Origin of the sequence: Microcoleus sp. D3_18_C4 (assembly GCF_036702355.1) — a bacterium.
Lineage (GTDB): Bacteria > Cyanobacteriota > Cyanobacteriia > Cyanobacteriales > Microcoleaceae > Microcoleus.
The window spans coordinates 61,525-74,362 of record NZ_JAUBTF010000037.1 but is presented as its reverse complement, the minus strand read 5'-3'; the positions used below and the strand labels follow the sequence as shown (position 1 = coordinate 74,362).

Below are 12,838 nucleotides of genomic sequence, written 5' to 3'. Positions count from 1 at the left end.
TGCCTATTTTTTTTTAGCACACATTGGCTCAATCCTTACAAAGGTATGGGTTTCAGGCTGGTTGTTACCCCCCCAGGTAGGACACAAAATCTCGTGTTTCCGAACGCACAGGTAAATCGGTTGTCCCTCTTCCTGTATCGGATTATCTCGGTCATCGAGTAGGCGACCCATGACGGTTTCAGAACGAACATCGGTCACTTCCATGCGTCCCATTGTGGTGGTAACGCGGGGATTGGGTATTTCTACAAAGCTTGGTCGGGCGGGTTGCGATGGCTGCCCGTAATCTGCGAACATAGAGGAAATCTCCCGAAAGTGAGTGCCAAACCCCGCCCCAGAAGATTGCGAGTCAGAGGGGGCGGGGTTTGGTTTTGGGTTTTTGACGCTAACAAAGCTTACTGAAGCAACCATATCGGGAGTACAGATAACTGTTTTATGCTTCTGCTTGGTTTGTAGGCGTTCGTAAGTGTATGATAACTTATACGGGATGTTTAATGCAAACATCCCGTATGCACCTATTGACCCATTAAGCAAAAAACGAGCTTTAACGGGTAGTCTGGGATATATAAAGTAATTGCGTTAGATATCCCAGTGGCCGACCGAAAAACTACAGAACCAGTACCCACCTTGAAACTCACATTTCCTTCTCGAACGCTTCGAGAGCGGTTCAAGGCTATTTGTGCGTTGAACGGAAAAAATATGAATGAAGTTCTTATCGATTTGGTCAAACAGTACATAGAACAGAATCAGCAGAATGATCGCCCTGAAACTGAAAGCGACCAAAAATCATAAGGCTGACCCCATACATAAGGTCTACCAGATGAAAATGTCATGACGGAATCAATTAGAGCCGTTCGAGCCTCGGTACAAATAGGTTCCCTCACAGTCGATGGGTTCATGCTGCCAGATGGCAGTTATCGGATGAGCCAGACACAGGCGGCGGAATGTGTTGGAAAACCAGCTAGAAGCACTTTCGATTTTTTGCGTTCCAAAGCTCTGAAACGCTTGCTATCCGGGGCTGAAAGCACTTTCGATTTTTAACGCATTACATTTTTGCACTCGAATGGATATAAAGCTTTGCTGGGAGAAATGTATACGGATTACACCTCGGAGCGGATGAGGAATCCGGTTTCGTTGCGTTCGCAGTTCAAAACCAACAACTCAGAGGAAACAGCAACATGAGCCAAACCCAAACAATCCCCCAAACAATCACGTTTGATGAGTTCGCAGCCTGGTATCCAGAGAACTCTACTCGCCGCTACGAACTACACCACGGAGTAATTGTTGAAATGCCTTTAGGAACTGGCCGCCATTCCCGCGTTACAGGTTTTATAGACAGCGAAATAAATTGGGAAATCAAGCGACTGAAATTGCCTTGCTTTATCCCCGGTGACTGCCTGCTCAAACCCGTCCGCAACGAGGCGGGCTATCAGCCAGACGTAGTTGTCCTGGACGAAGCAGCTCTGCGCCAGAGAGAACCGCGCTGGGATAGGGAATCCATCATCGCGATGGGGTCTTCGGTGCGGTTGGCTGTAGACGTCGTCAGCACTAACTGGCGGGACGATTACCATCTCAAATTCGCCGACTACGAAGAAATGGGCATCCCCGAATACTGGATTGTGGATTATCTCGGTTTGGGCGGCCGCAAGTTCATCGGCACTCCCAAGCAACCCACACTCTCGGTTTGCCAGTTGGTTGACGGCGAGTATCAAATCAGCCAGTTTCGGGGAGATGACCGAGTTGAATCGCTGGCTTTCCCAGAGTTGAGGTTGACTGCCGAGTTGATTTTTCAAGGCGGTGTGCCTCCAACCGAGCCGAGCTAGAGGACTGGGGGGCGATCTGGCAAATAGGTTCCATTACAGTAGATGGGTTCATGCTGCCAGACGGCTTGTATCGAATGAGCCAAACACAGGCGGCGGAATGTGTCGGTTTAAAGGTTCAGAACATCTCAGATTTTTTGCGTTATAAGGCATTCAAAGCTTTAGCAGGTGAGGGTTATACGCCTCAGATTTCTGAGATAGAACCAGCGGGAGAACAACTTAGAGGACAAGCCAGGATTAACGCGCTACCGTTAGCAGTCGTTAGAAAATATTGGCTCTGGCAGGCTCACAGAGGAAACAAGCAAGCTCTGGCTCTGGTAGATGCCCTGATGGCTGAAACCTTGGAGCGGCGGTTTGACGAAGCTTTCGGTGTTACCCGCACCGAGGCTGAACGAAACGAGCTTCTGAGCCAACGAGTTCTTGAACTCGAACAGGATATTAGGGAAGCGTTTTGGGTTGACGATGAAGCCAGAGCCGAGCGCGATTACTTTGAGCGCCTGCTTCGAGAAAACGGCATCGACCCTTGGAGAATTCCGGGGGGTGAGGAGGAACCGGGTTAATGGTGCTGGGCAACTATTGGGATGCTTCGATTCCCAAATTCCTTGCCAGCTAACGCTCGTTCGCCATACATCCGCATATAAAATTGGAAAAGGCTGTTGCCAACAAGCGACCGCATCCATTAAACCAGACCAAAAAAAATGCCCGCGCCTATGTAGAAGAGACAAAACTCTAAACAAGAGACGGCGAACAACAAAATATAAAAAACTTTAGATTCATCATAGTCCATATCTGCCATTACCGCATCATTTGCACTCCGTGTAATTCAACGGTAATCCCAGCGCCGGGTCGTCTCTTCTACATATAGCGGGTTTTTGCAAACAAAACCAGCACGCACCGCTATGAGTAGCGGAAAGAGGCATCTATGAACGCTGTACAGCAATTCTCAACTACCGCATATCTTTCCCCCAAACACAAGAGCCACATTGAGAGCCGGGGGCTGTTGAACGATTGGAGTTACGCCAACTGCCGCACCGTATCTGCGGATGAGGCATCAGTTTATCTGGGGTACGCGGCGAAGTCTGGCGGCATCCTGTTTGTGGGAAAAACAACGCAATTTCAGTTCAGACCGGACAAGCCTTGGAAATCAGAAAGCTGCAAGAAAGCGCCCAAATATCGCACACCAGTGGGTGAATACGACGCATTCTTGCCCCAGCACCCCACCGATAAGGATTACTGGGACGCAGAAAAACTCAAACTTGTTTGCTACCACATCAACGGCCATCCCTATCTCCTGATTACCGAGGGAGCTTTTAAGGCGATCGCGGGATGCAGTCACGATTTACCTACAATTGGGCTGATGGGCATCAGCATGGGGCTGACTGCCAAAGCTAGCGACGTGCAGGGTCAACGCTATCTAATTCCGACCCTGGAATCTTACGCTCGTGCCGGTTTTGGGTTCATCATTGCCTTTGATGCAGATGCAGCGACTAACCCTAGTGTCATTTGGGAACAGCGGAAACTCGGCCGTCAGTTGCTTAAGTTTGGTGTTCCCGTTCGTACAATCACGGGACAATGGGAACCGGGCACTGAGGGAGAAACCAAAGGTATGGATGATTTTATCCAGAGAAAAGGAATAGAAGAGTTCAGGCGGATGCTCGTAAAGTCAGTCAGCTTTCAGGACTGGGAGAGCAATCTTGACAACGAGGGTGACAACTTCACAGCATCAAAACCGCCGACACCGAGACGGCTTGCCCGCCAATTAGCTGAAGATTACGGTCAGATTTGGAAATTCGATAACGAAACCAAAACTTGGCGGATTTGGACGGGCAAGCATTGGGAACGTACCGACGACGGGAATTTTAGAACCCTGGTCAAAACCACCATTGATGCCAGAAATATTCAGTACAAAGGTTCTAGTTACATTACGGATGTACTGAGCCTGCTGACTGACGATTTGCGGGTGAAGCATTGGGATATCTGGGATAGGAAGCGCTACATTGCTTTCGATGATTCGGTATGGGATAGCCTAACGGGCGAAATTCTCAAACACTCTCCGGGCATGGGTTTTACCTCATACTTGCCTTACAAATACAAGCCGGTGACGGGAACGGACACCGATGTTATTGAAACGCTCCGCAACAATTGCCCGAACATCTACCGCTGGATGAATACGGCGATGCAGGGCGACCGCCAGAAAATCCTCAAGCTATTGGCAATTGTCAACGGATTGCTTAAGTTCCGGTTTTTTGACTTGCAGATGTTCGTTCACTTAATCGGGAAACCGGGTAGCGGTAAGGGTACATTTATCAGGCTGCTCCAGAAAATAGTAGGTCGGGATAATTGGAAAGGATGCAAGCTCAGAAATATGGATGACGGCTCCACAATGGCAAGCATCATTGATAAGCAATTGGTAGCCTGTCCAGACGAGCGCACTGCTTCGGGTGTGGATGCAATACTATCCATGACCGGCGGGGATGCTGTTAGTTACCGAGAAGTGTACAAGCCGGCTTCTGATGCTTTTTTCTACGGCTTATTAATTGTGGGAAGCAACAACCCAATTTTTGTAGGGGATACGACTGGTTTAGACCGCCGCTTGTGCCTCGTTCATTTTGATAATCCCTTACCAGCGGTGCTGCGAAATTCGAGAATTGAAACGGGGATGGATGCAGAAATCTCTCAGCTTATTGCCGTAGCTCTCAACCTTTCTGACAGCACCGTCAGCGAACGCATTCAAGGAGTCGGCAAGAATCAGATTGCCGAATTCAAACTCCAAGAATGGGAGATGAAGCTGCAAACCAACAGCGTCGCAGCTCACTTCGACGATTGTTTGATTGTAGATCCGACTGCTTCTACGCCGACGGGTAAACTCTACGAACATTACAAAAATTGGTGCGACTCCAATCTCAAAGCGGTTTCTCATATCAAGTATCCCAAGATGCTCTCGGAACTCTGCTGCGATTATCTGGAACTTAACTCCGTCAAGTGGAAGCGCTCCGGCGGCCGCAGTTGGTTTGAAGGATTGAGGTTCCGCGACCAGGGGGAAACATCGCCCACTCATTCCGATTCACTTTCAGCGCTTATTCCCCAGAATCTTCCCACTGATACGGGGTACAACACAGGGCTAAACGGGGTGGATACGGGATTAGTAAGGGGTTCCGAATCCTCATCAGACGGGAATTACAGCGATTTACAGGGGTTAGAGTTTCAAAACTTTTCAGAAAACTTAGAATCTTCTTCTTCTTCGTTGACTGAGGAAAGCCAAATCACAAGTCATCAGTCAGAAATAGTAGAAAAAGTAGGTTTGAACCCCACCAACCCCGTTGAAATACTAGAACCCTTACCAGATGGGAATTTAAACCAACCGACAAACCCCTTGCCAACCCCGTCTCAACCTCTTCACACCCCGCATTCATCCGATGAATCCACTCTGTCAGTCGAACCAACCACCGACGGAGTTGCCGCCACCCATCAAGAGCAGGTTCAAAGGTTGCAAGCGCAGATACTCCAAGCAATCGCGGACAATGACCCCGCAGCAGCCCATGATGTCTATTGTCAAGTCCATGAATTAGGAGTCAAGGAAGCGGTGAAAGCGATGCTAAGCAACGATGAGAATGAGGATTTTAGACAATTGGTCAAACTTTGGAAGAAAAGCAAAAGTCAACCTTAGCCTAACCCCAAGATGGCTGTCAGAGTTTGGTGTATATCGGCAATATTGGTTATCCCGCCTAGCCTTAGCACTCTTAAGCCCTGGGTCAGGATATGCCTTTTTCCTTATAAAGTTTTAGTGGGTGCAAGCCTAGGATAGAATTACAAACGCTTTTGACTTACTTGTAAGGAAGTTGATAGAAAGGGCAAACAGCATCTACTTGTATCTCAGAATGAATCATTACTTCTCCCTGCCAAGTCATATACCGAGAACCAGGAACATCCAAAATTAAATCTGCATTCGCATTATGACGGTGGAATTTAATATTTGGTGTTTGCTTAGAAAACTCATTCTCAAAGAATAGAGGTGGCAGTTTACTGATGCGTTCTGCTATTGACTCTGTATTATATTGTGAGGCGGTATCATTAACAGCGACATCGCGAGGCAGTTTTATTTTGTGAAAGTGACGAACAGTTGTGGCTATGGCAGCCCTCAAATGATCACCAACTCGGTAGAGATTGGCAAAGTGATAACGTAGGTCACGATTTAAAGAAATAGCGGTTATACCCCCAGGATGAATTTCACAATCAGGACCTATATGCCCATTAGGTTGCATCCCCTCTAAAAAATATCCAATAATGCGAGCGTTTTTAGGGAAAGTTTGAATACTTGTCTCTACAGTACGTACAACTATGCCACGTCCCCTTGAGTACATCATTATAGGGCGCAATTGACTACCATTGTGTTTAATCTTATTAACAATAGGAGCAAAGGATTCTCTGTAGTCATTAATTGCATTCCGAAAAATTTTATAAGCAGGGTGTCCGACCTTATCCAACCAACGGTCTGAATGTTTTTCCTGCACTTTGCTATCATATGGATGAATAACTTTAAGAATACAATAGCAATCATCAATGTGAGATTGTAAGGCGTGTAGTAATTCTTTTTGGAAACCAGGCAGCTTTTTTAAAGGATAATCTAAATTTCCATCAGCATTAAATAAAGCCGTAGAAATCTGATCCATTTCATTGAGAACAGCATTGAAAGACTCCATTACTTTCTGTATTGAGCTACTGTAGATTGAGAAGGGATGCCGCTGGGTATGCTCTTTATGATAGGTAAAGCTTTCATTGAGAAGTTTTAAACAATTAAATGCTTTAGGCTGCAAGTTGCCATCTCTATGTGTTTTGCGTTCGAGGTTCATAGGAGCATAAGTGAGTTAGTTTGTATTGCAAGTGTAACACATTAAATTTAATTAAGGACTGCTAAAGCCTCGGTGCTAATGTCAATATGTATCAAAAATATGGGAGTAACTTGTCATTAATCTCTTTTCTGCCGCCAATTGCTTAGCTTTGGGGGTGAATTTTTGAAATCGTATTATACATCTTTTGCCTGTATGCTGACCTTGTTGTAGCGGTTCCAAGTCTTAGACCGGGAAATAGAACTATCCTGGTGAAGGGGCAGCACTTTTGGGTGTTGGGTCAAGGGTTTAAGTCTTCCTCCGCTTCTTCGTCTTCGTCCATTTCTTCGGGATAATACAAGTCATCGCCTGGTAATCGCAACTCTTCTAACTCAGCTTGGTTCTCCGCTAATGCCTCAATAAATTCGTCATGAGTTAGACCAAAAAATTTTCGCTTTTCTTCTAGCGTCTGCTGTCCCACTTTAGTGAGGATAGACACAATGGTTAAGGCTTGTTTGTTGCCGACCATCACCTCAAAAAATATTAGTCTCAAGAAGTCTCTAAGGCTAATAGTTGTTATGTGTAAGGCTGCTCTAATCCCCGGATCTTCTTCGATTACTAGATGCTGAATGTCACCGGTAAAGCCTCTACTCTGTAAGGTTCTCAGCTTGTGGGAACCGTCTGAGGATAATAACTGGTTAAGCCAGTTCTTTTTGTAACCTAGTAACACTGATGTTTCAGTCATACTTGGTCGGAACCCGCCGTTTATTATGTAGCCGTCAATTGATAAGTCGTCGCTTAATTGGATGATAATTTTTTTGGGTTCAATTGGTTCAGTCATAATGCTTTCTCTTTTTGGTCACAGAACAACGCTTCAGATGTTCTAATCAACCAGGTGGTATTCTTCAAATGGCGAATCATAAAAAGAACCTATTAATTCTAACTTTGCCCCACTGATTGGTGAAAAACTCAGTTTCCCTGCAACTACTACTTCTGGATTGTTTGGAAGCCACCATTCGCCTAAACTAACAAACTCTTCCATTATGGTTCACCCACAAAACATTTACTTCAACATTAGCATAGGTCATCATCTACCGCTCTGATGCGGTTTTGTCGTTTGCCCGAAGTCTGGCAGAGTTGAGAGAGAAGCAGTGGTGAGTGTTAGGTTTCCTCCTTTCACCTGACCTACAATATCGGGTGATTGCCTTCCGAGAAAAACATTATGTGATCGCGAAATTAAACTTTGCCAGCCCAGCATCACCCTGCGATTAGCACTTTCAAGTTGTAGATGGGGAATAACTGTTTCCTTGCCTAAAGCCCTAGCGGGATTTGTTCGACGGGTTCTTAAGTCTTTGTCGAAGTAAAAAAGATTGAGAAGACCGTTGGAAAAATAGCCGCCTGCCCGTCCGGCTTAGGACACCTAAAGCCGTGTGTCACGCGCTTGAGACTATTTAATGACCTTAGCGGTTCCAGGCTCTGGCTCAGGATATACTTATATCCTGATGAATCTGTAGCGCTTCTAGTGGTTGGGTTGGGGGAATAAGTATTTATAACGGCAATTTAACAGTCAGTTAGAGTGGCTCTTAACGGACATCCGCGATCGGCTTTGGCAGAATATCAGGTAGTGTTCCATCTTTGACATACTCACCGCCCTAAAAGTGCGGTGATTCTTGACACTTCACTGACTGACGCAACCGAAGTCGTCTTACTCTGTCTCTGTGTCCGTTTAGAGTCGTGGCAATGCCCTATCCCGACTTTGTTTATATTTTTTGCAGCGTTCTCATCGCGTTCGTGTTCAGTGCCACAATTCAAACACTGAACCGATCTGATTTTTAAATCCAGTCTTCCCCACTTAAAGCCGCAATCCGAGCAAATTTGACTGGTAGGCTCCCAGCGACTAATTACTCTAAAGTCTCGACCAAATTTCTCAGACTTTGCCTCGCACAAAGTTCGGAATTCTCTCCATCCTTGAAGACTAATAGCTCTAGCAAGTTTGCGGTTTTTGACCATTCCAGACACATTCAAGTCTTCTAAAACGATAGTTTGGTTTTCACTAACAATTTGGGTTGACAGCTTGTGCAAGAAATCTTTACGGGTGTCTGCAATTTGATTGTGCAGTTTGGCTATCTGAATCCGAGTTCTATTTCTGCGTTTCGAGTCTTTAGATTGCCGAGCTAGCTTTTTTTGGAGTTTACGAATTTTCCGATCTAACACTTTATAGTCTGGACTTTTAGCTTTCTCCCCATTACTCATCACAGCAAAAGTTTTAATCCCTCAATCAATTCCGACACTTTGGTTTTTAGCATCAATTTGAACGGGCTTAACTTCTACTACAAAGCTCAAGAAATAGCGATTAGCACAGTCCTTTAGTACAGTTACAGAGCTAGGCTCTGATGGTAACTCCCTAGACCAAATAGGGCTAACATTTCCAATCTTTGCTAAGTACACGGACTCACCTTTGATAGAGAAACCTGTTTTAGCAAAAGTTGCAGACTGACTGTTAGTCTTTTTTTTGAATTTGGGTTGACCCACTTTCTTGCCTTTTCTCTTCCCTTTTAGGAAATCAAAATAGTTTTTGTAAGCAACCTCTAACTGTTTGAGGGATTGTTGCAGCGGCACGGACGAAACATCGTTCAACCATGCCCTTTCTTCTGTCTTTTTAGATATAGTTAGAGACTTGGATAGAGTGTTGTACCCAGGATATTTGCCACATCTGCTAACAGCCAAAGCATCGTTCCAAACAACTCTTACACAACCAAACAACTGAGCTAAACTCTGGCGTTGTCTATCGGTTGGATAGAATCTGTATTGGAACCTTGCTTTCATTATTTTTAGCTGTTTTACTACTTTAGTATGCCATACTATTTTAACACGGTCGGGAAAATTCAGAAGGAATTAAAGCCGTCCTAGAACGACGGGGTTTTAAACCCATTTCTTTGATAAAACGTACCCTTGGGCGATAGATATGCCGAATGAATCTGATGAGTTTGATGAATTACTGAAAAACTTTCGCCTCAATCCTGACTTACAAGAACAACTGAAAAACTTTCACGGTGAAGAGAAAGAAGTTTCCATTTTGTTCGTAAATCTTTACGGAGTTGAGCGCTTAACTCAGCAAATGGAAGTAGAAACTCGCGTCGAGCTGTTTCACCACTATTTTGGAGTGATGGTGGAGACTGTTTTTGAACATCGAGGCACAGTAGACAAATACATTGATTCGACGATTATGGCAGTTTTTAATTCACCACTGCCCTTAGAAGACCATGCGCTGATGGCAATTAAAGCGGCATTGGCAATGCGAGAGCGACTACCAGAAATCAACAGTTCCTGGTTCCCAGAAGAGCAACATCCGCTGAGTATAGGAATCGGCATCAATACAGATCGTGTTTTCTGTGGTAATGTTGGTTCCCCTCAACGAATGGACTTTACTACCGTGGGGTATGGGGTGAATGTGGCTAATCATTTGAGTCAACAAACGCAGCAATATGCCTGCGATATTTTGATCGGTCAAAAGACGTATGAAAGTTGTGCGGAGTATGTTCAAGTGAGAGAAAGAGACTCGACCCAACTGAAACCTGAAGGAAACCCATTCAATGTTTATGAGTTGATTGGATTGAATGCTTAATTTTTGTCGAGCCAAAATCTTGCTTTATGACCCCAACAACTGATATTCCAAAAACTGTGGAATCTGTGCCATGTCGTGTGGGATAACGGAAGTTTGAGATACCAAACCTCACCCTGCATCCCCAGCCGATTGCAAAAGTGTGCAAAATTTGTCACACTTCGGAGTTTTGAGACAGGGGCAAACTGTCTGGCTTCTGTCTCAAAGCTAGATTTTTGGGGCTGCTTTGGTTGCCAAGATGTTTGATCCACAGTTGCCTAAAAATGGCACCCCACTTCTAAAAGTTAGAGAGTTAAAAAAAATTAAAAATATTTTGTATCCTGACCTAGCTGTACCAGTTTCGAGTCCTAGGCAGGGAAAGTACACTTTCCGGTGTAGGAAAGCATGGAAAGACTCGTGTCCCTCCTTTGACTTGATCCGGCTTCACCTCTTTCATAGTAATGCAATTGTTCAACGTTGTTGTGACCGCTGATTTTTTGATAATCCGCAGCGGAATGTCGGCGTCGCTCCCGAACGTCTGAGGTAAAATATACCGACACCTCCATTTCTTGTGCGAGCGCACAGGCTAACCCAAGGCAACCGGGAGGTCTTTTTCTTTCCCTACCCCCAACCCCCTAATTTTTTGTCAAATGAAACCAGAATTCAATTTTTTTGAGCATTGGTATCCTGTGATACCACTCGAAGACTTAAATTCCAAGCAACCAACTTCAGTAACACTTTTGGGACTGCGTTTAGTGATCTGGAAACCCAAATCATCTGAAACTTTCCAAGTGTTTTTAGATCGATGTCCCCACCGCCTTGCGCCTCTAAGTGAGGGGCGCATTGATGACGAAACAGGGAATTTAATGTGTAGCTATCACGGTTGGCAATTTGATGACCAGGGAAGTTGTACTCATATTCCCCAAGCGGAAAATCCAGAACTTGTAAGCAAGAATAAAGATAATCTGTGTGCTGTAGCACTACCAGTTCGCCAGCAACAGGATTTACTCTGGATTTGGCCCGATGCAAAATCAAGCGAACAAGCTGCAAATACACCCTTACCTTTATCACCGCAAATAGATGCAACTCAAGGCTTTGTTTGGTCTTCTTTTGTACGAGATTTAGAATATGACTGGGAAACCCTTGTGGAAAATGTGGCAGATCCGAGTCATGTTCCTTTTGCTCATCACGGCGTGCAGGGCAATCGCAAACGAGCCAGACCGATGGCGTTCCAAATCGTGCAATCAACACCCAATTTGATTGAAGGGGCAATAGTTGGGCCTTTTCAAACAACAATCACTTTTGAACCGCCTTGTCGCTTGGAGTATGCGTTCAGTTTTGGCGATGGCAGCAAAAAGTTTGGATTGCTCACCTACTGTATACCTGTGTCTCCTGGGAAGTCTAGAATTGTCGCTCTATTTCCCCGTAACTTTGGTAAAACACTCCACCGTCTCAAACCCCGTTGGTGGGATCACATCACCAATCGCAATCTTGTTATTGAGGGAGATATGATTCTTCTACAGCAGCAAGAGTATTTTCTCCAACAAGCCAAATCTACCCAAAGCTGGAAAACTGCCTATCAGTTACCTACAAGTGCAGACCGTTTCGTAATTGAGTTTAGAAAGTGGTTTGACCGCTATTGTGGCGGACAACTCCCCTGGAGCGAAGTTGGAATCAATGTTCCACCGACACGGAATATCAATAACGATCGCCAACAAACACTAGATCGCTACAAACAACACACCCAACATTGTAGTAGCTGTCGAAAAGCACTTTTGGTCGTGGAACGCTTACAAGCATTGCTGTTAGGCTACTTTGTGATTACTGTTTGCGCTGTTGCTCTCTTTCCTGATGAATTGCGACTTTATGTGGGCTTACCCTTAATTGTGATAGCACTACTAGGTCTAGGAGCTTACACTTGGCTGAGATTCTGGCTTCGTCCTAGATTTTACTTTGTGGACTACATTCATGCACATAGATAAAGGCAATTGTCAGGCACTTTTGCAGTAGTTTGCTGCTCAGATTCACTAAATGAGCCAACAGATGCTCACAAGATAAATATACTAATTACCCTAGGTAATTTCATATTTTTAACAATTATTTTCTGGGGTTGCTCAATACTTCAGACAGTTTTTAAACTGCCCTGTAAGCCTTACAGAGACAACCCTATCATTTTTAACGCATTTTAGTTTAGGAAACTTAGGGCTGGACTTAAACCTTGAAATAATAGTCCACAATATAGCCAGTCTGGGTTTTGGACACTCGATTAGATATAAAACTGTCCGAAGTATTGTGCTAACAGACATTGAAAATAAGAATTTCCGACAACTGGTCAAACTTTGGAAGAAAAGCAAAAGTCAGCCTTAGCCTACAAGATGCCTGTCAGAGTTTGGTGTATACCCGCAATATTGGTTTTCCCCGCCTAGCGTTAGCGCTTTTCAGCCCTGGGTCATGATATGCCTTTATCCGGCTAGAGCCTTCGGGTGTGGCGTGTTAGGTATTTAGGGCTTGCTGGATAAGTGCAGAAAGGTTACACGGCCTGGTCATGTGATCGTGCGCCCAAAAAAAGTGGGCAAGATAAACAGGTAAGGCGT

General features: G+C 45.0%; 10 protein-coding genes and 1 pseudogene. 6 read left to right on the top strand and 5 right to left on the bottom strand.

Annotated features, from left to right (window positions below; genetic code table 11):
- Positions 1 to 3: 3 nt before the first annotated feature.
- Positions 4 to 501, bottom strand: coding sequence for a hypothetical protein (locus QUA90_RS18700; protein ID WP_333447042.1), 498 nt, complete (start codon positions 499 to 501; stop codon positions 4 to 6).
- A 327-nt stretch (positions 502 to 828) separates the two neighbouring features.
- Here QUA90_RS18700 and QUA90_RS18695 point away from each other — a divergent pair, with 327 nt between their 5' ends.
- The 4 genes from QUA90_RS18695 (at position 829) to QUA90_RS18680 (ending at position 5,484) form a co-directional block, all read left to right on the top strand.
- The gene (locus QUA90_RS18695) at positions 829 to 1,038 is read left to right on the top strand and encodes a hypothetical protein (RefSeq protein WP_333326927.1); all 210 of its coding nucleotides are present in this window, start codon (positions 829 to 831) and stop codon (positions 1,036 to 1,038) included.
- Between the two features lie 137 nt (positions 1,039 to 1,175).
- A complete protein-coding gene (locus QUA90_RS18690; RefSeq protein WP_333447040.1) occupies positions 1,176 to 1,820 on the top strand; it encodes a Uma2 family endonuclease in 645 nt (214 codons plus the stop codon).
- 50 nt (positions 1,821 to 1,870) lie between these two features.
- Entirely contained in the window at positions 1,871 to 2,377 is a 507-nt protein-coding gene (locus tag QUA90_RS18685; RefSeq protein WP_333447038.1) for a hypothetical protein, read from the top strand.
- 362 nt (positions 2,378 to 2,739) lie between these two features.
- A complete protein-coding gene (locus QUA90_RS18680; RefSeq protein ID WP_333447036.1) occupies positions 2,740 to 5,484 on the top strand; it encodes a DUF3854 domain-containing protein in 2,745 nt (914 codons plus the stop codon).
- 157 nt (positions 5,485 to 5,641) lie between these two features.
- Here the strand turns inward: QUA90_RS18680 and QUA90_RS18675 are convergent, their stop codons facing one another.
- From QUA90_RS18675 to QUA90_RS18660, 4 genes and pseudogenes are all read right to left on the bottom strand, one after another.
- Positions 5,642 to 6,667: a hypothetical protein gene (locus QUA90_RS18675; protein ID WP_333447034.1), complete on the bottom strand. Its 1,026-nt coding sequence runs from the start codon at positions 6,665 to 6,667 to the stop codon at positions 5,642 to 5,644.
- 277 nt (positions 6,668 to 6,944) lie between these two features.
- Positions 6,945 to 7,484, bottom strand: coding sequence for a hypothetical protein (locus tag QUA90_RS18670; RefSeq protein WP_333447032.1), 540 nt, complete (start codon positions 7,482 to 7,484; stop codon positions 6,945 to 6,947).
- Between the two features lie 42 nt (positions 7,485 to 7,526).
- A complete protein-coding gene (locus QUA90_RS18665) occupies positions 7,527 to 7,685 on the bottom strand; it encodes an ApeA N-terminal domain 1-containing protein (protein ID WP_333447030.1) in 159 nt (52 codons plus the stop codon).
- Between the two features lie 602 nt (positions 7,686 to 8,287).
- Positions 8,288 to 9,469 (bottom strand): annotated as a pseudogene (locus QUA90_RS18660) (RNA-guided endonuclease InsQ/TnpB family protein).
- Positions 9,470 to 9,608: 139 nt separating this feature from the next.
- On the opposite strand from QUA90_RS18660, the gene QUA90_RS18655 reads away from it, so the two are divergent.
- Positions 9,609 to 10,268, top strand: a complete 660-nt coding sequence (locus QUA90_RS18655; protein WP_333447028.1) for an adenylate/guanylate cyclase domain-containing protein — start codon at positions 9,609 to 9,611, stop codon at positions 10,266 to 10,268.
- A 626-nt stretch (positions 10,269 to 10,894) separates the two neighbouring features.
- The gene (locus QUA90_RS18650; RefSeq protein ID WP_333447026.1) at positions 10,895 to 12,226 is read left to right on the top strand and encodes a Rieske 2Fe-2S domain-containing protein; all 1,332 of its coding nucleotides are present in this window, start codon (positions 10,895 to 10,897) and stop codon (positions 12,224 to 12,226) included.
- The last annotated feature ends 612 nt before the right edge of the window (positions 12,227 to 12,838 follow it).

Excerpts from the sequence above, each read along its gene's own strand:
- QUA90_RS18700 (WP_333447042.1), bottom strand. The coding sequence starts at position 501 with ATGTTTGCATTAAACATCCCGTATAAGTTATCATACACTTACGAACGC.
- QUA90_RS18695 (WP_333326927.1), top strand. The coding sequence starts at position 829 with ATGACGGAATCAATTAGAGCCGTTCGAGCCTCGGTACAAATAGGTTCC.
- QUA90_RS18690 (WP_333447040.1), top strand. The coding sequence starts at position 1,176 with ATGAGCCAAACCCAAACAATCCCCCAAACAATCACGTTTGATGAGTTC.
- QUA90_RS18685 (WP_333447038.1), top strand. The coding sequence starts at position 1,871 with ATGCTGCCAGACGGCTTGTATCGAATGAGCCAAACACAGGCGGCGGAA.
- QUA90_RS18680 (WP_333447036.1), top strand. The coding sequence starts at position 2,740 with ATGAACGCTGTACAGCAATTCTCAACTACCGCATATCTTTCCCCCAAA.
- QUA90_RS18675 (WP_333447034.1), bottom strand. The coding sequence starts at position 6,667 with ATGAACCTCGAACGCAAAACACATAGAGATGGCAACTTGCAGCCTAAA.
- QUA90_RS18670 (WP_333447032.1), bottom strand. The coding sequence starts at position 7,484 with ATGACTGAACCAATTGAACCCAAAAAAATTATCATCCAATTAAGCGAC.
- QUA90_RS18665 (WP_333447030.1), bottom strand. The coding sequence starts at position 7,685 with ATGGAAGAGTTTGTTAGTTTAGGCGAATGGTGGCTTCCAAACAATCCA.
- QUA90_RS18655 (WP_333447028.1), top strand. The coding sequence starts at position 9,609 with ATGCCGAATGAATCTGATGAGTTTGATGAATTACTGAAAAACTTTCGC.
- QUA90_RS18650 (WP_333447026.1), top strand. The coding sequence starts at position 10,895 with ATGAAACCAGAATTCAATTTTTTTGAGCATTGGTATCCTGTGATACCA.